General features: G+C 66.1%; 17 protein-coding genes. 9 read left to right on the forward strand and 8 right to left on the reverse strand.

The features are described from left to right. Positions 1-17: 17 nt before the first annotated feature. The 4 genes from ABQY64_RS17880 to ABQY64_RS17895 all read left to right on the forward strand — a co-directional run bounded on the left by ABQY64_RS17880 (position 18) and on the right by ABQY64_RS17895 (position 4,893). On the forward strand, positions 18-587 hold the full coding sequence (locus tag ABQY64_RS17880; protein WP_039518741.1) for a flavodoxin family protein: 570 nt from the start codon (positions 18-20) through the stop codon (positions 585-587). Between the two features lie 277 nt (positions 588-864). Then, positions 865-1,860 carry an aldo/keto reductase gene (locus ABQY64_RS17885; protein WP_349780403.1) on the forward strand — a complete coding sequence of 332 codons (996 nt, stop codon included), beginning with the start codon at positions 865-867 and terminating at the stop codon, positions 1,858-1,860. Positions 1,861-1,977: 117 nt separating this feature from the next. Beyond that, positions 1,978-2,673, forward strand: a complete 696-nt coding sequence (locus ABQY64_RS17890) for a glycosyltransferase (RefSeq protein WP_349780404.1) — start codon at positions 1,978-1,980, stop codon at positions 2,671-2,673. Positions 2,674-2,823: 150 nt separating this feature from the next. Beyond that, the gene (locus tag ABQY64_RS17895) at positions 2,824-4,893 is read left to right on the forward strand and encodes a M13 family metallopeptidase (protein WP_080931480.1); all 2,070 of its coding nucleotides are present in this window, start codon (positions 2,824-2,826) and stop codon (positions 4,891-4,893) included. A gap of 50 nt (positions 4,894-4,943) precedes the next feature. On the opposite strand, the gene ABQY64_RS17900 is transcribed toward ABQY64_RS17895, so the two are convergent. Beyond that, the gene (locus ABQY64_RS17900; protein ID WP_115511661.1) at positions 4,944-5,870 is read right to left on the reverse strand and encodes an oxygenase MpaB family protein; all 927 of its coding nucleotides are present in this window, start codon (positions 5,868-5,870) and stop codon (positions 4,944-4,946) included. A 534-nt stretch (positions 5,871-6,404) separates the two neighbouring features. Here ABQY64_RS17900 and ABQY64_RS17905 point away from each other — a divergent pair. Continuing rightward, a complete protein-coding gene (locus tag ABQY64_RS17905; RefSeq protein ID WP_258077052.1) occupies positions 6,405-7,037 on the forward strand; it encodes a hypothetical protein in 633 nt (210 codons plus the stop codon). Between the two features lie 248 nt (positions 7,038-7,285). On the opposite strand, the gene ABQY64_RS17910 is transcribed toward ABQY64_RS17905, so the two are convergent. From ABQY64_RS17910 to ABQY64_RS17925, 4 genes are all read right to left on the reverse strand, one after another. Then, on the reverse strand, positions 7,286-8,881 hold the full coding sequence (locus ABQY64_RS17910) for an APC family permease (protein WP_024940772.1): 1,596 nt from the start codon (positions 8,879-8,881) through the stop codon (positions 7,286-7,288). 162 nt (positions 8,882-9,043) lie between these two features. Beyond that, complete coding sequence (locus tag ABQY64_RS17915) at positions 9,044-9,415, reverse strand: hypothetical protein (protein ID WP_102583555.1); 372 nt, start codon at positions 9,413-9,415, stop codon at positions 9,044-9,046. A 35-nt stretch (positions 9,416-9,450) separates the two neighbouring features. Continuing rightward, on the reverse strand, positions 9,451-10,227 hold the full coding sequence (locus ABQY64_RS17920; RefSeq protein ID WP_349780405.1) for a LytTR family DNA-binding domain-containing protein: 777 nt from the start codon (positions 10,225-10,227) through the stop codon (positions 9,451-9,453). Further along, the gene (locus tag ABQY64_RS17925; protein ID WP_349780406.1) at positions 10,224-11,519 is read right to left on the reverse strand and encodes a histidine kinase; all 1,296 of its coding nucleotides are present in this window, start codon (positions 11,517-11,519) and stop codon (positions 10,224-10,226) included. The genes ABQY64_RS17920 and ABQY64_RS17925 overlap by 4 nt, the downstream gene beginning before the upstream one ends. Positions 11,520-11,828: 309 nt before the next feature. Here ABQY64_RS17925 and ABQY64_RS17930 point away from each other — a divergent pair, with 309 nt between their 5' ends. Further along, positions 11,829-13,043, forward strand: coding sequence for an FAD-dependent oxidoreductase (locus ABQY64_RS17930; protein WP_349780407.1), 1,215 nt, complete (start codon positions 11,829-11,831; stop codon positions 13,041-13,043). Between the two features lie 23 nt (positions 13,044-13,066). On the opposite strand, the gene ABQY64_RS17935 is transcribed toward ABQY64_RS17930, so the two are convergent. Continuing rightward, complete coding sequence (locus ABQY64_RS17935; RefSeq protein ID WP_039518719.1) at positions 13,067-13,261, reverse strand: hypothetical protein; 195 nt, start codon at positions 13,259-13,261, stop codon at positions 13,067-13,069. Between the two features lie 181 nt (positions 13,262-13,442). Between ABQY64_RS17935 and ABQY64_RS17940 the strand changes: the two genes are divergently transcribed. From ABQY64_RS17940 to ABQY64_RS17950, 3 genes are all read left to right on the forward strand, one after another. Then, positions 13,443-13,739, forward strand: coding sequence for a hypothetical protein (locus ABQY64_RS17940; RefSeq protein WP_349780408.1), 297 nt, complete (start codon positions 13,443-13,445; stop codon positions 13,737-13,739). A gap of 63 nt (positions 13,740-13,802) precedes the next feature. Next, positions 13,803-14,309 carry a ferritin-like domain-containing protein gene (locus tag ABQY64_RS17945; RefSeq protein WP_016900918.1) on the forward strand — a complete coding sequence of 169 codons (507 nt, stop codon included), beginning with the start codon at positions 13,803-13,805 and terminating at the stop codon, positions 14,307-14,309. A 134-nt stretch (positions 14,310-14,443) separates the two neighbouring features. Continuing rightward, positions 14,444-15,343 carry a manganese catalase family protein gene (locus ABQY64_RS17950; protein WP_016900919.1) on the forward strand — a complete coding sequence of 300 codons (900 nt, stop codon included), beginning with the start codon at positions 14,444-14,446 and terminating at the stop codon, positions 15,341-15,343. Between the two features lie 262 nt (positions 15,344-15,605). Here the strand turns inward: ABQY64_RS17950 and ABQY64_RS17955 are convergent, their stop codons facing one another. Both ABQY64_RS17955 and ABQY64_RS17960 read right to left on the reverse strand, forming a co-directional pair. Next, complete coding sequence (locus ABQY64_RS17955; RefSeq protein ID WP_016900920.1) at positions 15,606-16,178, reverse strand: hypothetical protein; 573 nt, start codon at positions 16,176-16,178, stop codon at positions 15,606-15,608. Between the two features lie 263 nt (positions 16,179-16,441). Next, positions 16,442-19,996, reverse strand: a complete 3,555-nt coding sequence (locus tag ABQY64_RS17960; RefSeq protein WP_349780409.1) for a CheR family methyltransferase — start codon at positions 19,994-19,996, stop codon at positions 16,442-16,444. Positions 19,997-20,145 lie beyond the last annotated feature (149 nt).

Genomic DNA, 20,145 nt, shown 5'->3' on the forward strand with positions numbered 1-20,145 from the left:
GACCCACAGGACTGCGCATGAGCAAGATCGCCATCATCTACTTCAGCGGCTACGGCCACACCGTCAAACTGGCCGAAGCCGTGCATGCCGGCGCCGCCAGTGTCGGCGAAGCCACGCTGTACCGCATCGATCAGGACGGCAACCTGCCCGACGATGCCTGGGAGGCGATCGGTGCAGCCGACGCCATCATCTACGGCAGCCCCACCTACATGGGCGGGCCGGCGTGGCAGTTCAAGAAGTTTGCCGACGCCAGCTCCAAGCCGTGGTTTGCGCAGGCCTGGAAGGACAAGATCGCCGCCGGCTTCACCAACTCGGCCTCGGTGAACGGCGACAAGTACGCCACCATCCAGTATTTCTGGACGCTGTCGCAGCAGCACGGCCAGGTCTGGGTGGGTACCGGCCTGCTGCCGTCCAACACCAAGGCGCATGGTCCGCAGGACATCAACTGGACCGCCGGCTCGGCAGGCGCGCTGGCGATCTCGCCCTCCGATGCCTCGCCGGAAGAAGCGCCGCGCAGCGGCGATCTGGAAACCGCCAAGCTGCTCGGCAAGCGCGTGGCCGAATTCGCCGGCAAGCTCAAGGGCTGAAGCGGCCAGTGGTAGCGCCTACATAAGAACACCTGCGTATGGCGGTGGGCCCTGGCCTGCCGACATGCGCGGGTTCTTGCGTTGAGTCGCGTCGCCCGCCCGCCTTTTGCGCGCTGTGCTGCCGACTGCTTGGCTGTGCGCCGTTTGCCTGTGCGCCCAGCGGACGCCACGGCAGCCCGCCAGTCGCCCATGGCGCGTCATCGCACGGGCCACATCGTGCTAACGCGTGCCGCCGCATCCTCCCCTGACTTGTTCGCCGCACGGAGTTTCCTCCACCATGCAAACCCGCACGCTTGGCCGTTCCGGCCCCACCGTCTCAGCGCTCGGCCTCGGCTGTATGGGCATGAGCGCGTTCTACGGCGATCGCAGCGACGAGGCCGGCTCGATCGCGGTGATCCATCGCGCCCTCGACCACGGCGTCAGCCTGCTCGACACCGCCGACATGTACGGCCCGCACACCAACGAAATCCTGGTCGGCAAGGCCATTGCCGCGCGCCGGCACGAGGTGTTCCTGGCCACCAAGTTCGGCATCAAGCTCGACCCCAACGACCCGTCGGTGCGCGGCATCGATGGCAGCCCGGACTATGTGCAAGCGGCCTGCGAAGCCAGCCTGCGCCGCCTGGGCGTGGAGCACATCGACCTGTACTACCAGCACCGCGTGGACCCCAATGTGCCGATCGAAGACACCGTCGGTGCGATGTCGCGGCTAGTCGAACAGGGCAAGGTGCGTTTCCTGGGGCTGTCGGAAGCCGCTGCAGCCACCATCCGCCGTGCGCATGCGGTGCATCCCATCACCGCGGTGCAGACCGAATACTCGCTGTGGTCGCGCGAGCCCGAGGACAACGGCGTCTTCGCAACCTTGCGTGAGCTCGGGATCGGTTTCGTTCCGTATTCGCCGCTGGGTCGCGGGTTCCTGACCGGCGCATTCGCCTCCCCGGACGACTTCGAGGCCGACGATTACCGTCGCCATTCGCCGCGTTTCCAGGGCGAGAACTTCACCCGCAACCTGCAACTGGTGGAACAGGTCAAGGCGATCGCCGCCGACAAGGGCATCACGCCGGGGCAGCTGGCGCTGGCCTGGGTGCTGGCGCAGGGCCAGGACCTGGTGCCGATCCCGGGCACCAAGCGTCTGGCCTACCTGGAAGAAAACCTGGGCGCGCTCGATGTGGCGCTGATGCCGGACGAGCTCGCACGCATCGATGCGATCTTCCCGTTGCAGGCCGCGTCCGGTACGCGGTATCCGGAAGCGATGATGGGCGCGCTCAGCCGCTGAGCGTGCTCACGTGAGTGCACGCAGTCGCAGCTGTGCGGCGATTGCGTGCGCTCACGCCATCGCACCGGTATGGCTCGCACACTTGGCATCACCACCGTCCGAGTGCCACGTCCTGCCATGCTGTCGTTCGTAATCCCCGCCCATGACGAGGCCGCGCTGATCGGCCAGACGCTGCAATGCCTGCACGCCTGTGCGCAGGCCATGCAGCTGGACTACGAGGTCATCGTGGTGGCCGATGCCTGCGAGGATGACACTGCCGCCATCGCGCGCGTGGCCGGTGCGCAGGTGCTGGAGGTGCAACTGCGCCATATCGCCGCCACCCGCAATGCCGGCGTACAGCAGGCGCAAGGCGATCGCCTGCTGTTTCTGGACGCCGATACGCTGATCAATCCGCAGGTGGTCGGCGCGGCGCTGGCGGCGCTGGATGCCGGCGCGGTCGGCGGTGGCGCGCAGGTACATCTGCAGGGCAGGCGCGCGTGGTTCGAACGCATGGCGCAGGCGACGTTCGGCTGGCTGTTCCGTCTCAGCGGCATTGCCCCGGGCTGCTTCCTGTTCTGCACGCGCGCAGCATTCGTCAGCGCCGGCGGCTTCGATACGCGTTACTACGCCGGCGAAGACGTGGCATTGAGTCGCGCGCTAGCCCGCTGCGGGCGGTTCGTGATCCTGCGCCAGACCGTGCACACCTCCGACCGCAAGCTGCGCAGCTTTTCCAAGCGCGAGCACCTGAGCCTGCTGTTGCGCTTTCTGTGGCGCGGGCGCGGCATGCTGCAGACCCGCGATGCGCTGGGTTTCTGGTACCAGCGCCGGCGCTGAACCGCGCGTGTCCGCAGGCCGCCAGGCCGGCTGCGCGCTGCCATCGCGTCGGGACGTGGCGACGGCGGCAATTTACACTGGTATGTCTGTTTTTCGTTTCCGAGTTGTACTCGCATGGCTCTTCTGCACCGTCCTGTCCTGATCGCTGCGCTGTCGGCTGCCCTGCTGAGCACCGCCGCGTGCCACCGCGATGGCACCTCACCGGCAACGACGGCGCACGCCAAGCCCGCGCCCACCACGCCCAAGCTGGGCGATTTCGGTTTCGATGCGGCAGGCATGGACCGCAGCGTGGCACCGGGCGACGACTTCTTCAGCTATGCCAGCGGCAACTGGGTCAGGACCACCCAGATCCCGGACGACCGCTCCAGCTTCAACAGCTTCGTCAGCATCGCGATCGAGACCGAGCAGCACAGCCGCGACATCATCGAAGGCGCCGCCGCCAACGACCGTGTCACCGGCGAAGACAAGCAGATTGGCGATTACTACGCGGCCTACATGGATGAAGCCGGCATCGAGGCCAAGGGCGTGCGCCCGGTGCAACCGGAACTGGACGCGATTGCGCAGCTGGATGACAAGCAGGCGCTGGCGCGCACCCTGGGCGGCCAGCTGCGCGCCGATGTGGATCTGCTCAACTCCACCAACTTCCACACCGACCGGCTGTTCGGTCTGTGGATCTCGCAGGATCTGCATCACCCGGGCCGCTACGTGCCGTATCTGGTGCAGGGCGGCCTGGGCATGCCGGACCGTAGCTTCTATCTGGACGACGGGCGCATGACGCAGATGCGCGACGCCTACCGCGCGCACATCGTCAAACTGCTTGAACTGGCCGGCATCGATGACGCGGCGGCCAGGGCCGAGCGCATCCTGGCCCTGGAAACCGCGATGGCGCGCGTGCATGCCACCGCCGAACAGACCAACAACGTGCAGGCCGGCGCCAACCCCTGGAAACAGGCCGATTTTGCGCGTAACGCGCCCGGCCTGGACTGGGCGCCGTTCTTCGAAGCGGCCGGCCTGAAGGCGCAGCAGGACTTCATCGTCTGGCAGCCCGGCGCGGTGACCGGGTTGTCGGCGCTGGTGCGCTCCGAGTCGCTGCAGACCTGGAAGGATTATCTGAGCTTTCGCGCGCTGGACCGCGCCTCGCCGTATCTGTCAAAGGCCTTTGCCGATGAGCGCTTTGCGTTCTACGGCACCACGCTGGAAGGCACACCGCAACAACGGCAGCGCTGGAAGCGCGGCATCGACGCCACCAACGCGGCTCTGGGCGAAGCGGTGGGCGAGCGCTATGTGCAGAAGTACGTCAGCGCCCAGACCAAGACGCGTGCCGAGGAGATGGTCAGGAACATCGTCACCGCCTTCGGCAAACGCATCGACGCGCTGGAGTGGATGAGTCCGCAGACCAAGCAGCATGCCAAGGCCAAGATTTCCGGGCTGACGGTGGCGGTGGGCTATCCAGACACCTGGCGCGACTACAGCGCGCTGGATGTGCGCCGCGACGACGCGCTGGGCAATGTGCAGCGCGCCGAGCTGTTCGAGTACCGGCGCAATCTGGCCAAGCTGGGCAAGGCCGTGGATCACCGCGAGTGGTACATGCTGCCGCAGGAGGTCAACGCGCTGAACGTACCGCTGGAAAACCGCCTGCTGTTTCCGGCCGCGATCCTGCAGCCGCCGTTCTTCGATCCGGCCGCCGACGACGCGGTGAACTACGGCGCCATCGGTGCGGTGATCGGCCACGAGATCAGCCACAGCTTCGACAACATGGGCGCGCAGTTCGACGAACATGGCGAGCTGCACAACTGGTGGACGCCGCAGGACCTGAAAAAATTCGAGGCCGCCGGCAATGCGCTCGCCGCGCAGTTCAGTGCGTACAAGCCGTTCGACGACCTGAGCGTCAATGGCAAGCTGACGCTGGGTGAGAACATCGCCGATGTCGCCGGCCTGGCCACTGCCTACGACGCCTATCAGCTGTCGCTGCAGGGCAAGCAGCCGCAGACCATCGACGGTTTCAGCCCGGACCAGCGTTTCTTCCTGGGCTTTGCCCAGGCCTGGCGCGGCAAGTACCGCGACGCGGCGCTACGCAATGCCGTGCTCACCGATGTGCACGCACCCGGACGCTTCCGCGCGCAGACCGTGCGCAACCTCGATGCCTGGTATCCGGCGTTCAATGTGCAGCAGGGCGAGCAGTTGTACCTGCCGCCCGAGCAGCGGGTGCGGATCTGGTAGCCAGCCCCCGCGTCACACCACCGCCCTGCACACCAGGCAAGCACCCGCACTCACCGCGCCCCGGGCCACTCCAGCAACATCGTCTGCGGCAGCTGCATGCGGCGGCAGGCGCGTGCGGACAGCCCGTCGCGTAGCGCGGTACGGAACAAGGGCGACAGGCTGCGCAGCAGCCGCGCCGACGCATGTGCCTGTGCGCGCTGCGTGGTGGTGCGGCCGAGCATGTCGCTGGCCCAGCTCGGCAACAGGGCGGTACCGGCACCGAGAAACACCCCGCGCGACAGACCGGCCGCCGGCACCGGCAACTGGATGCTGGTGAGGATGTCGAGCACCTCGCGCGAGCGCGTGTCCATACGCAACTGCCCGCGCACGGTGGCGAAATACGCATCGACCTGCGCCTCGCTGGCGGGCACATCGGCGGCGCCCAGCGCTTCGGCGACGCGGCGCGCTTCGTCGTAGTAACGATCGGCAATGTGCGCCGGCACGTCGCGGCAATAACGTCGGCAGCCCTGCAGAAAACCGTAGGCTTCGGTGACGTGCACCCAGGTCAGCAACTGCGGATCGTTGGCGTCGTAAGGCACGCCGTCGGCGGTGTGGCCGTGGATATGCGAATGGATGCTGCGCACGCGGGCGATCAATTGCTCGGCCTCGGCGCGCGGGGCATAGGTGGTGCCGGCGACGAAGTTGGTGGTACGCCGCAGCCGCCCGATCAGGTCGGCGCGGAAGTTGGAATGGTCGTAGACCCCGGCCAGCGCGCGTGGATGCAGCAGTTGCAGCATCAATGCGCACAGTCCGCCGGACAACATGCCGGGGAATTCGGAATGCACGCGCCAGGTGACGCTGTCGGGCCCGAAGATGCCGGGATCTCCCAGTGGCTGGTCGTAGTCGATGGTGCTCTGGCCACGCGGAAACGCGCCCAGCACCCAGCGATGGATCTGCCTGGCGGCGGGAGCAGTGAGGGTACGCAGGACGGCTGACATGCGCGCAAGGATACCTAGGCGGCTGCAAGACCGCGTCGTGGCGCTGAGGGGCTGGGATTGGGGATTGGGGATTTGGGATTGGTGAAAGGCGGCGCTGTGTGCGCTGCTCGTCCCCATGCGCGCCGATCGTCTCGACGGGTGCTTGCCCGCCTGTCGCCGGACCTTGCGCGGCATGCATACTTGCGCGGCGCTCACGCGATCTGTACGCCGGACTGGGTCGCGCCGGTCGCAACCGCCACGGATGCAATCACGCAGCCGTGAGTGTGCAGTGCAACAAGAATGGCGGCGCACCGTAGCTGCAATCGCCCGGCAAACGCTGCAGAGCGCCTGAATACCGCGATTTGTGCGCCGGTGCGCAGGATTGGCTGGCCTTCGGCGCGCAGCAGGCATTGCCAAGCACGGCGAAAGTGCTAGAACTAGGCCGTCCGCGCACCGGCCAGCATCACTGCCAGCCGTTGCCCGGTCGCTCCAGGGCACCGGCGCGTTGCCGGGTGCAGCAAGTCGTTCGTACCAGCCATCCGTCAGGAGCTTGTCATGATCGCTTTGTTCCAGGGTTTGGGCCTGCTATTGCAGGACAACGCACTCCATCGGCTCTCCTTCGACGAGCAGGTCGCGCACTGGCGCGAAAAGACCGACGAACAGCTCGACCAGGAGCTCAATCTGCTCAAGGTGGCCAAGAAACAGTGGGTGATCGCCTCGATCATCGGCTGGCAGGCGATCTCGCTGGTGCTGCTGGGCGTGATCACCCACCAGCTGTGGCAGAACGACTACCACCTCACCTTCAGCCGCGTGGTGATCATCTTTACCTCGTGGGCCTCGATCCTGTTCGTCATGTGGTACATCGCCGATCTGTTCGACCACAGCGCCGGTTTCGAACGCTGGCTGCGCGCCTTCAACAGCCGCGCACGGGTCACCCCGGATGCCGACTCGGTCGAATGCGTGGCCGATGCGCTGGACATGACACGCCGCTACCCGGAAGTGCTGCGCTACAAGCAGGAGGTCAGCTCCAAGCGCGAGCTGCGCCACGAGGACATCGTCAACATGCGCGAGATGGGGCGGCTGCGTCGCTACACCGAACTGTTGCGTGATCTGGACCGCTTCGATGGTGCGCCGCGGCTGGTGACCAATACCGCTTCCCACAGCGCGGCGGCTGGGACGCTGGCGTAGCGGTGTGGCGATGGATGCGGTGATTGCTCCAAGGCATCGGCAAGGCCGCGCGCCTGACGAAACGTTCTGATTGATCTGCCCGCTGTCCGATCGCAACACGACGTGCGCTGCCGGGCGCCGCCAATCGCTGCACTCCATCGCGTGCGTGGCGACCAACAAAAAAACGGCCGGTGCAGTGCACCGGCCGTTCCTGTTTGCGACGCTCGGAGACAGGCGCCTTGTTTCAGCAGCAATCAGCGATCAGGCGCTCACGCCTGCGCGACGGCCTTCTCCACCGACGGGGTGCGCCAACCGCTGCGCACGCCCCAGATGTAGAACACCGCGCCGACTGCAGCCACTACCGCAAGATCGGTGCCGTAGCTGAGATAGCCATGGCCGCCGAAGTCGCTGCTGCCGGCCCAGGACAGCAGCGCGATCGTCGGCAGGTAGCAGATCATCCAGGCCGCGCCCTTGAGGTTGCGCCCAAGATCCGGCCAGCCCTGCTTGGCCTGGTAGTAGCAGTACACCGGCAGCGCCACGACCATCAGCAGGATGATCTCGCCGGTCAGCGGCCAGCGTGCCCAGTACAGCAGTTCGGTCGCCATCACGAAGGCCACGCCGGCCAGCACCGGCAGCGCGGCGATGCGCAGCGGGCGATGCAGTTCCGGGGCATGACGGCGCAGCGCCATCGCGCTGATCGGGCCGGTGAGGTAGGAAATGATGGTGGCCACCGAGATCACCGCCGCCAGCGTGCCCCAGCCGCGGAAGAAGAACAGGAACACGAACGACACCGCCAGGTTGAAGAACATCGCCATGCGCGGCACGCCCCAGACCGGGTGCAGCTTGCCCAGCACCGACGGCATGGTGCCGTTCTTTTCCATGCCGTAGACCATGCGCGCGGTGGTGGCGGTATAGGTGATGCCGGTACCGCTGGGGCTGACGAACGCATCGATGTACAGCAGCATCGCCAGCCAGTGCAGGTTGACGATGATGGCCAGCTCGGCGAACGGCGAGCGGAAATCGATGCCGTGCCAGCCGGCCTTGGCCAGCAGGTCCGGCGGCACCGCGCCGATATAGGCCACCTGCAGGATCACGTAGACCACCGTGGCCAGCGCGATCGAGCCCAGCACCGCGAACGGAATGCTGCGGCCCGGGTTGCGCGCTTCACCGGCCAGGTTCACCGGGCTCTGGAAGCCGTTGAAGCTGAAGACGATGCCGGCGGTGGCCACCGCGGTCAGCACCGCGGCCAGGTCGATCACGTGCGCATCGCCGTGGATGCCGACGCTGAAGTTCTCGCTGTGGAAGCCGCTGGCGATCAGGGCCACGCCGGTCGCCGCCGGCACCACCAGCTTGAACACGGTGATCAGGGTATTGGAGCGCGCGAACAGCTTGACGCTCCAGAAATTGAGGAAGAAATACACCAGCACCAGCACCGCCGAGATCAGCAGGCCGGGCACCGACAACTCCCCCGCCCCGCCGGGTGCCTGCACATACAGGCCCTGCGCCCAGGCCCATGGCCAGGAGGCCATGTACTGCACCGAGGCCTCGGCCTCGACCGGGATCACCGACACGATCGCGATCCAGTTGGCCCAGCCGGCGATGAAGCCCACCAGCGAGCCGTGCGAGTAATGGCTGTAGCGCACCATGCCGCCGGACTCGGGGAACATCGCGCCCAGTTCCGCGTAGGACAGCGCGATGGTGGTGATGATCGCCGCACCCAGAATCCAGGCCCAGATCGCGCCGGGGCCGGCCAGGCCGGCAGCGCGCCAGGCACCGAACAGCCAGCCGGAACCGATGATCGAGCCCAGGCCGGTGAGCATGAGGGCGAAGGGGCCAACGTCGCGGCGTAGCGATTGTTCGGACATGAGAAGCCTGGCAGTGAGGACGCCGTGAACCGGCAACAAGCCCGCAATGATCGCAGAAGCGGCCGCTGATCGTCAGTGCGTATTCAGGCTTGCGTCCGGTTGCAGCATGGCTTGCTACATAGCTGAAACATGTTTTCGCCGAGCCAGGACTGCAAGGCCCGCTCAGCCATGGCAGTCGGCGCTGGGCGCGCTGGTATCCACACAGGTATGCGCCTGACGCGGAATGCCGCGCAGTTCGCGCACCTGCCCCGGTGTCAGCGCAAAGCTGTCCAGCGTCCTGCGTGCGCAGGCCGGCGTGCCCGCCGTGTTGCCCGCGGCAGGCGCGGCGCAGTGTTCCTCGTAGACCAGGTAATGGCAGCGACCGCTGCTGCTGGCAAGGCAATGCACATTGAGATCGGTGGCGGTGGCCAGGGTCTTGCTGAAGATCACGTCCTGGCCATTGCTGGTGGCGCGGGTGATGGAGGTGGTGCCGTTACGGTCGTGGCAACCGGCCAACGCAAGCAGGCAATACACGAGGGAGGCGATCAGGCGCATATCAGCAATCCTTTCAGTCGATGCGATCGGGGGAACTACATGCCGCGGAACAGGCTCATGAAGGGCTGGCTGACGGTGAGCGTTTCGCTGCGCCCGCGCAGCGCCAGCCGGCCCTTGCCGGTGTCCTCGCGCACCACCGAGGCGACCGCCTTCATGTTGACGATGGTGGAGCGGTGGATCTGCTTGAACACCTGCGGGTCCAGCACGTCGAGCAACTCGCGCAGCGGCGTGCGCAGGATCGCCTCGCCGGCGGCGGTCATCACCGTGGTGTATTTCTGGTCGGCCTGGAAATACGCCACCTCGTCCAGCGCGATCAGGCGCGTCTCGCGGCCGCTGCTGGCGGTGAGCCAGGCCAGTGGCGGCGCGACGCTGGCGGCAGCAGGGCGTGCGGACAGGCGCTTCAGCAAGGTCTCCAGCAGTTGGCCGTCCGGCTGACCGGCGGCGGCGCGCTGCTGCACGCGCTGCCAGGTGGCCTGCAGGCGCTCGCGGCTGATCGGCTTGAGCAGGTAGTCCACCGCGCCGTGTTCGAACGCGTCGATGGCGTACTGGTCGTAGGCAGTGACGAACACTACCTGGGTACACGGGCTGACCTCGCGCAGCGCACCCGCCACCTCGATGCCGGTGAGCCCGGGCATGCGGATATCCAGAAACACCACATCGGGTTGCTGGGTGGCGATGGTCTCCAGCGCGCTGGCGCCGTCTTCGCATTCGCCCACCACCTGCAGCTGCGGGCACACCTCGGCCAGCAGCGCGAGCAGGGACTGCCGCAGCAACGCTTCGTCTTCGGCGATCACTGCACGCAGGGCGCTCATGCCTGCACCTGCGCGGTTGAGCTGTGCGCGTGGGGCAAGGGCGGCGGCATGCATGTGGCGGTCATCTGCGCCGGCATCGGCAGGCTGATGGTGGCGGCCACACCGCTAGGGAAATTGGACACGATGGCAAAGCTGGCCTTGCCGGCGTAGATCAACTGTAGCCGCTCGCGCAGGTTCTTCAGGCCGATGCCGGTGCCCTGGGTGTGGGTGCCGAAGCCCTGGCCATCGTCGGCCACGGTCAGCGTGGCGTGGTCGTCGACGCGACGCGCCAGGATCCATATCGTGCCGCCGCCGGGCTTGGGTTCCAGCCCGTGCTTGATCGCGTTCTCCACCAGGGTCTGCAGCATCATCGAGGGCAGTTGCAGCGCGCGCAGCTCGTACGGCACCTCCACCTGCAGGACCAGTCGCGTGCCCATGCGGATGCGCAGGATTTCCAGATAGGCCTGGGTACGTTCGAGTTCTTCGCCCAGGGTGGAGATGGCCCCATCGGCACTGGGCAGCGAGCTGCGCAGGTACTGGATCAGGTGCCCGATCATGATCTCCGCGCGCGGCGGGTCGGTGCGTGCCAGCACCTGCGCGCTCGCCAGCGTGTTGTAGAGAAAGTGCGGCTCGACCTGGGCATGCAGCAGATTCAGGCGTGCCACCGCCAGTTCCTTTTCCATCACCGATTGTTCGGCCGCAGCCTGTTCGTCGCGACGTTGCTCGCCGACCCGGCGCACCACCGCGCGGTTGATCGCCTCGGCGTTCTCGTAATTGCTGCCTTCGTCCACCGCAAACAGGTCCACCCAGGCACCGGCGTCGGGCTCGCACAGCACGGTGACGCTGCTGGTGCCCTGCCCCGGCGTGATCGTCACCAGCACCTGGTTGCGCTTGATCGCAAAACGCGCGAACAGGTTCCAGCGCGAGGGCTGACGTCCTTCGTAAGGGTCGATGCGGCGCACCTTGGCGCGGATCAGCAGGCTGCCGGGCGCGCATTCGATGTCCTGCACGCGCGGCAGCACACGCACGGCCTCTTCGACCACGGCAAAGCTGGCCTGCACGTCCAGCGGCACTTCGATCTGGCGGCGCTGGCGGGTCGACAAGGTGTCGTGATCCAGCCGCCCGGCGATCAGGCGCACCCGGCGCACATGCGTGATCGCACTCATCAGGGCCAATGTCAGCAGCACCACGCAGATCAGCCCGAAGAACGCGCCCGTGGAGCCGAACAACTGCGCCCACATGATCCCGGCCACCACCAATGCGGCGGCCCAGGCGAACACGATACGCACGATCAGGAAGACGCTGGCAGGCACGGTGGCGACTCGTTGGGTTGGGACGCGGCGAGCATAGCCGGCAAGCGATCGGGCGAAAGCCCCGGGCGACGAATGGCCGCCGGCGCGGCCTCAATTGCCCGGATCGCGGTGCGAAGCCGGCCTGGTCGACGGTGGCAGGCACAGATGCGCGCGGTATGCTCGGCCTGCGCGACCGGTGACCCTGCGGTGCCGGTCGCTGGCACGCAGCGCAGGGCCTGGCGTCACCGATACTGCGCCGCGCACGCTACGCGTGCCGGTCGCGCGGGCGCCATTATCCCGATCACTTTCTGCACATCGCTCAGGAGCCGCATGCACCGTCGTCATTTCCTGCACAGCGCCGGTCTCGCGCTCGCGGCCGCTTCCAGCGGGAGCTGGGCCGCGACCGGCAAGGCGGCCGCTGCGCCGTCTTCGCCGCTACCCGCCATGCCGCCGGGCGCCTCGCCCGACCAGTTCGCCGCAGCGCCGCCGCTGGCACCGATCCGTGCGGCGGTGGATCGCATCATCGCGATCAACGGCTGCACCCGTCCGTTCCGTGCACAGGGGCCGCGGATCCAGGCCGAGCGCATCGGCCGCAAGATGGTGGTGCACAACTACGGACATGGCGGCAGCGGGTGGTCGCTGTCATGGGGCGCGGCCGAGCATGCGCTGCGGCTGGTGCGTGCCGCCGATGCGGACGCGCGCGAGCTGGCGGTGATCGGCTGCGGCGCGATCGGGCTGACCACCGCGCTGGTGGCGCAACGTGCGGGCCTGCGCGTGCGCATCTATGCGCGCGAGCGCCTGCCGGATGTGCGTTCGTTCTACGCCACCGGCGTGTGGTCGCCGGACTCGCGCGTGTGCACCAGCGAGCACGCCAGCGCCGATTTCAGGACCCGCTGGGAAGAGATGGCGCGCATTTCGTTTCGCCGCTACCAGACCCTGCTGGGCCTGCCGGGCGAGCCGATCGAATGGCGCGATGGCTATGCGTTGTCGGATGTGCCGTTCGATCAACCGAGCGCGTCAGCCGAAGCGCACGAGCCGGACTACCCGCCACTGGAGCGCGACCTGCTTGACGATCTCGGCCCGCGCTCGCAACCGGTTGCGCCCGGCAGTCATCCGTTTCCGGTGCCGTTCGTGCGCCGCTACAGCCAGCTGACCTTCAACCTCAGCGCCTACGCGCGCCTGCTGATGGACGACTTTCTGCGGGCCGGCGGCGAGCTGTACACGCGCAACTTCGAGCATCCGCGCCAGTTCGGCCAGCTGCGCGAGAAGATCCTGGTCAATGCCACCGGCTATGGCGCGCGCGCATTGCTTGGCGACGACAGCGTCATCCCGGTGCGTGGGCAGACCGCCCGCTTGATTCCGCAACCGGAAGTGACCTACGGCTTGGTCTGGCGCGGCCACAATCTCAATGTGGTGCCGCGTCGCGATGGCTTGCTGGTGCAGTCGCAAGGTGCCCACGATTTCAACAACCCCGATGCCACGCCGGATCACGCCGCCTCCGCAGCAGCGGTCCGCGAGCTGGCACGGTTGTTTCCTGCGCGCTGAGGCAGCTTTCCCGCGCGCTGCGCTCAGGGCTCGCCGAGCGAGGCCTGCAGCGCGCGGGCCAGTGCGGCATCGCCGCTGACCAGCTCGTCCCACCGCAAGGCCACGCCCTTGCGTCGGCCTTTTTCGACCAGCTTCAGGCCCTGCGGGTCGATGATCAAGGTATAGGCCTGCTCGCCGATCTGCAGCTCGCGGCGTAACGGTTTGTCCAACGGCGTCATGGCAGCTCCAGGGGCAAGAACGAGCCATCGGTTGTAGCGCATCGGTCTGCAACGGCGTGCATTCCCCGTCGTGCATGCCGCACGGTGCCGGTGCAATCGCTACGCGTGCGCATCGACATCCGCGCAATGGCATCGACATCGGCACAGGCGCACCGGCGATGCCGCATGCACGGCCGCGGTCATGCGCGTTGTGCGCATGCAAGAAGCCGGCATCAATCTCGGTCGATTGCAGCGCGGTTGCCACGGCTCGGCGCTGGCGAATCGATTGCATGCGCATCATCACTGCGCCGCTCACGGCACAGGTCGTTATCGCCTCGGCATCACCGCATCCACCGATCGCGCTAACACGCCGACGATTAGCGTAGCGACCATGCGAGACAGCTTGAGCAAGCACGACAACAACGCTGCATTGCAGGCTTGGCGTGACGCCAGGCAATGCGATGCCGAAGTGATGACGCAGCTGGCTCGCACGCATTGAAGGCAAAACGCACACACGCTGCACCGCACTGTTTATCTACCTATCCATCCAAAGGAGCCGCCCATGGCGATCAAGACAATTGAAGAGCTTTTCGTCCACGAGCTGTCGGACATCTACAGCGCAGAAAAGCAGTTGACCAAATCGCTGCCACGTCTGGCACGTGCGGCCACCGAACCCAAGCTGGTGGAAGCGTTCAAGCTGCACCTGGAAGAAACCCAGGGCCAGATCGAACGCATCGACCAGATCGTCGAACTGCTCGGCATCAAGCTCAAGCGCATCAAGTGTGCCGCGATGGAAGGCCTGGTCGAGGAAAGCCGCGAGGTGATCGACGAGATCGAAGAAGGTCCGGTACGCGATGCGGCACTGATCGGCGGCGCACAGAAGGTGGAGCATTACGAGATCGCCTCGTACGGCACCATCGCTGCGATTGCAAAGCAGCTGGGCTACACCGATGCGGTGAGCTTGCTGCTGTCGACGCTGGAAGAAGAAAAGGCCACCGATGAAAAGCTGACCCTGCTCGCCGAGCAAGGCGGCAATCAAAAGGCATCCAAGGCCAGCAAGGCGGCCTGATGCATTGCGCAGGCGGCGCTGCCGCCTGCGTTTGTCCGCATCCCGCGGGCAACCCCCTCCCGTAGCCAGCCTCAGGTTTCTGCGCGCTTGCCGCGTTGCAGTTGTCGCCGGGCGCCAGCCAGGAAATACGATCCATGTTTATGCATAACAAGCGTCTGATGTACACCGTTCGCGTTGCCGAACCCAATCCGGATCTGGCCACGTTGATGCTCGAGCAGTTCGGCGGACCGCAGGGCGAACTTGCTGCAGCAATGCAGTATTTCACCCAGGCATTGGGCGAAGACGATCCGGGCCGCAAGGATCTGTTGTTCGATATCGCCACCGAAGAACTGAGCCACCTGGAAATCATCGGCTCGATCATTGCCATGCTCAACAAGGGCCCCAAGGCCGTGTTGTCCGAAGGCATGGACGAGGCGATGGAGATGCGCTCCATGACCCAGAACAGCACCAGCCACACCCAGCAGATCCTGTACGGCGGTGGCCCGGCGCTGGTCAACTCCAGTGGCGTGCCGTGGACCTCGGCCTATGTCGATTCGATCGGTTGCCCGACCTCGGACATGCGCTCCAACATCGCTGCCGAAGCACGCGCCAAGCTGGTCTATGAGCGCCTGATCACCGTCACCGATGATCCGGGCATCGTGGATGCGCTGCGCTTCCTGATGACGCGCGAAGTGGCGCATCAGAAGTCGTTCGAGAAAGCGTTGTACTCCATCGAGCCGAACTTCCCGCCGGGCAAGCTGCCGGGCGACCCACGCTTTACCGACATCTACTACAACATGTCGCAGGGCGAAGGCGACACGGTTGGCCCGTGGAATGCCGGCGAGCAGTGGGACGTGGTGGCAGACCGTGAGCTGCAGTCCGCAGTCGACGGTGGCGATGGTTCGGCCACGGTTGCGCTGGATGCGACCCAGACCGAGGCACTGGATGCGATGTCGCTGCGCCTGCTGTCCAATCCGGAGCTGGATCGGGTGACCGGTGCAGACCTGGGCGCAGGCCCGGGCGCCGGCTCCACCACCGGCGACATCCAACGCTGATCTTCAGCGCTAGCAGTTGCCGAGACTGGCCCGGGTCGTTCGCGACCCGGGCTTTTTAATGCGTAACCTACTGTGGACAGCGGGCTGCATGCCGTTGGTCGTCTTGCGGTGGTTATCGCGACAACGTCGGCGCGTGATTTGCGACGCCCATGCAACACGGGTGGGTCGATACAAGACGTCGACGAATGCGTAAGGGTTACCGGAGGACTGAAAAGAAAAGAGGCCCGACGGGCCTCTTGGTATCACTGCGTGCCCGCGCCTCTCACACCGGCGCGGCCTGCTGGGCATGCGCTTCGCTGGCCCACTCCGGACGCACGCCTGCTGCGGTGGTGCAGCGTTCCAACCGCCATGGCAGCAGATGACGCATGGCCTCCTCGCCACTGACCTGTAGCCATTGCGTGGCATCGCCTTCGACGCATAACGGGCGTTGTGTCGGCAGGCTGGTCGAGGAAGCGACCAGCAACGAGAACCCCATCTGCAGGCGGCCACCGATATCCATGACATTGCGCAGGCCCGCGGCGTACAGCGCGCCACCGTCCTGACTCAGCCAGGTCGCCGACGTGGCGCCATCAGCCGATGCGGCGCAGACAAAGCCACACAGCGGGATCAGGCAGCGCTGGGTTTCCCAGATGGCGAGGTCCACGCGCCCCAGCCACTCCGGCTCCTGGGTATTGATCGAACGCTGCTGTCCCGGAGCACGTCGACCGAAGGTTGCACGCTCCTCGCGCTTGCCGCCACGGTCGGCAACCAGAATGTCGGCATCGGCACCGACACCGATCTCGACCCAGGCATTGCTCGCAACGCGGCCCGACAACTGAAGAATGCGCGTAATCATGTTTGCTCCACTGTGCATCTGATGACAGCAGGAGCTACGCACAATACGCGCCAAGTTTTTGGGATGCCGCGCAACGATGCACTGCAATAGTCTTGCATGACGGCCGTGGCATCCGCACCGTCGCGAGGCGCGAATCCGTCGCAACATCTGCACGCACGCGCAGGATTTTCCGTGAGGGGCGCGTCGGGATGCGCAGCATTTCGCACATCGGCATGGCAGCGCCCGCCAAAGTGCGCACGCACTGCGCGCGCGCGTGCAGGTGTCTACCGATCGTGCAGCGAGGTCAACGGCAACTGGATCTCGCATTCCAGGCGTGTATCGCTGAGCTCGTAACGCGTCTGTGCGCCATGGCTGTACGGCAGCGCCTTCTCGATCAGGCGGCGGCCGAATCCGCCGGCCTGGTCGCGATCGCTGCGTCGCTGCTGGCTGGCGCCTTCTTCGATCCACGACAGCACCAGGCGTGCAGAGGCATCGTTGTTGGACACCACGTCCCAGCGCACCGACAGCGTGCCGGTCTCCACCGCCAGCGCCCCGTGCTTGAGTGCATTGGTCGCCAGTTCGTGCAAGGCCAGCGCCAGCGTCTGCACCGTGGACTTGCGCAGCGCCACGTCCGGGCCTTCCACCACGATGCGCTGTTGGTCGGGCTCGGCACCGAGTGCATCCAGTTCCATGCGCAGCAGTGCGCCGATGGTGGTGGGCTCGTTGTCCGACTGCGACAACAACCCTTGCACACGCGACAACGCAGAGAGCCGGTCGTCGAACCTGCCGGCGAATTCCGGCATGCTGTGACTGGTCTGGACAGTCTGCTTGGCGACTGACTGCACCACGGTGATCAGGTTGCGGGTGCGATGCTGCAATTCGCTGACCAGCACGCGCTGCTCGTCCTGCAGGCGGCGCAGATTGTCCGATTCGGTCGAGGTTCCCAGCCATTCCAGCACCTGGCCGCGCTCGTCCAGCACCGGCGCACTGCGCGTATGGAACCAGCGGTAGCGGTCCTCGGCTGCGTTGAACAGGCGGTGTTCCACATCCAGCCCGCCGGTACGCGTACTGTCGTGCCAGGCATTCAGTGTCAGCTCGCGCTCGTCCGGGTGCACCGCCTGCAGCCAGCCCAGTTCCAGGCTCTCGCCATCGCGCTGGCCGGTGTAGCTGGACCATTGCGGGCTGGACCAGGTCCAGCGGCCGCCATCGAGCGAGCGCCACACCAGTTGCGGAATGCCTTCCATCAAGGTGCGCAGGCGCTGCTCACTGCTGCGCAACGCGCGCTCGGCGCGCGTCAGCGGAGTGACGTCCATGAAGGTCAACACTGCACCGCCGATGAAGTTGTTGACCGTGCGGTACGGCAGCACGCGCACCATGTAGCGCGCACGGGTGGCGGGGTTTTCCACCTCGCGGTCCAGCACCGCCAGCGTGCGGATCACCCGGCGCACGTCGTCCTGCAGCTCGTCGTAGGCCACGTGCAGCTTGATGTTGCTGATCGGCCGGTGGATGTCGCTTTCCACCAGCGGCAGGATGTCGGTGACCGCGGGAGTGAAGTTGGTGACGCGCAGCTCGTTGTCCAGGAACACGGTGGCGATCTGGGTGCTTTCCAGCAGGTTCTTCAGATCACTGTTGGCATGCGCGAGTTCCTGCACGCGGTGGGCCAGCTCGCCGTTGACCGTGGTGACCTCCTCGTTGACCGACTGCAGTTCTTCCTTGGAGGTTTCCAGCTCTTCGTTGGCGCTCTGCAGTTCTTCGTTGAGCGACTGGTATTCCTCGTTGGAAGACTTGAGCTCCTCGTTGGTGCTCTCCAGCTCCTCGATCATCGACTGCAGCCGCTCGCGGGTCATGCGCAGCTCGTTCTCCAGCGCCTGCACGTGCGCATTGTCGGACACGGTATCTTTCGGCGGCGCCAGCTCGGCCAGTTCACGCGCTTCCACTTCCTGGAACAACACCACATAGCCGCGCGGCACGTCCGAATCGGAGGTCGGCTCCACGAACAGGTCCACCGCCAGGGTCGCCGCGTCCTCGTGCATCTGGATGCCCCTGGCCTGCACCGGCGTCATGTCCGCTTCGGCACGGCTGAGCGCGCTGCGCAACTCCAGGCGCAGGTCGCGGTGAACCAGGTTGAGCAGGTTGAGGCTGGGCGCGCCGCCGCCGGGACGGATGAAACGCCCGGCCTGCGAGGAGAAATGCAGCACGTCGAAATGCTCGTCCAGCACCGCATAGGCCGGGGCATAGCGATCGGCGATGCGCTCGCCGGCGCGCACCAGCGCATTGCTGACACTGCGCTGCTGGCGGTTGGCCGCCGGTGCATGGCCGTCGAGTCCGAGCGAAGACGACGGGAAGGTCGCATGCATGCGGCTGTCGGCATCGATCTTCTGGAACACGCGGAAGCTGCGCTCCACCGGTGCGAACAACTTGGCATGCCGCGAGACGTTTTCGGCATTGCCCAGGAACAGATAGCCGCCCGGCTTGAGGGCGAAGTGAAACACCGGGATCACCCGGTTCTGCAGCTCGGCGTCCAGGTAGATCAGCAGATTGCGGCACGACACCAGATCCAGCCGCGAGAACGGCGGGTCCTTGACGATGCTGTGCTGCGAGAACACGCATAGCTCGCGCACCTGCTTGCTCACCACATAGGTATCGCCCTCCTTGACGAACCAGCGCTGCAGGCGCTCCGGCCCCACGTCGGCGACGATGCTGGACGAATAACGCCCCACCCGTGCGATGGCCAACGCACGCCCGTCGATGTCGCTGGCGAAGATCTGGATGCGTGGCGCCACGTCCAGCGTCTGCGCGTGCTCGCGCAACAGCATCGCCAACGAATAGGCCTCTTCGCCGGTAGAGCAGCCCAGCACCCACACCCGCAGGTGATCGCCCGGCTGCTTACCCTGGAACAGGCGCGGAATCACCTGCTGCTCCAGAAACTCGAACTCGCGGCGGTCGCGGAAGAACTGGGTCACGCCGATCAGCAGATCGTTGAACAGCAGCAGCGGTTCGTCGAAGCGGCTGCGCAGCTGCTCCAGATACTGCTCCAGCGTGTCCACCTGCACCACCTGCATGCGTCGCTGCACGCGGCGCAGGAACGTGGCGCGCTTGTACCCGTGGAAATCGTGGCCGGTGGCGTTGCGCAGGATGCTGGCGACCTGGCTGAGCTGATCGTTCTCGCTGCCGTTACGCACGCCCACCGGTGCCGGATGACCGAAGCGATGGTGGCGTTGCATATGCGCGGCGATGCGTGCGGCCACGCGCGGCAGCGGCAGGATGTCGTCGCTGATGGCGGCCGGGTTGCCGGCACTGCGCAGATCCATGCCGTGCAAGGACGGGTCGTCCACCGCCAGCGCCAGACCGCCGCATTCCTTGATCGCGGCGGTTCCCAGGGTGCCGTCGCCGTCGAAGCGGCCCATGATCAGGCCGATCACGTTGCCGTCCTGGTCGTGCGCCATCGAAACGAAGAAACTGTCGATCAAGCCGTGATCGCTAGCCTCCTCCAGGGGGCGCAGCCGCAGCCGGCCTTCTTCCAGGGTCACCAGCGTCTGGCTGGGCGGCAGATAAATGCGCCTGGGATGCAGCGCATCGCCATCCTCGGGCGCCAGAAGCAGGCTGGATTGCGGGCCGAGCAACTCGCGCAGGCGCGGCTCGTCCAGCAGATGACGATCGCGCAGCAACAGCATGATGACCAGATTGGGCGCGCCGGTGACCGCGTCGAGCAGTTCGGCCAGGCGGGTGGCATCCAGGCCATCGGCACCCACACCGAGAATGAATAACGGCGGTGGCGCCACGGCCTCGTGCGCAGGAGGCGCTGAGGTGTCGTCGCAGGAAGTGTCGTCGTCAGTCATTGCAGCCATCGCATCAATCGCGCCGGGTGTGGGCGCAATCGTCAATGATGGCGCAAACCTGCCTCTACTGCTACGCGGCGTCTGAGCGATACAGCTGCCTTGCACAGACCGGTACTGGAAGCGCCTGCTTACGCGCGGCGTTAACCGAC

The organism is Xanthomonas sp. WHRI 7065, from assembly GCF_040203115.2.
In the GTDB taxonomy this organism is placed as follows: domain Bacteria; phylum Pseudomonadota; class Gammaproteobacteria; order Xanthomonadales; family Xanthomonadaceae; genus Xanthomonas; species Xanthomonas arboricola.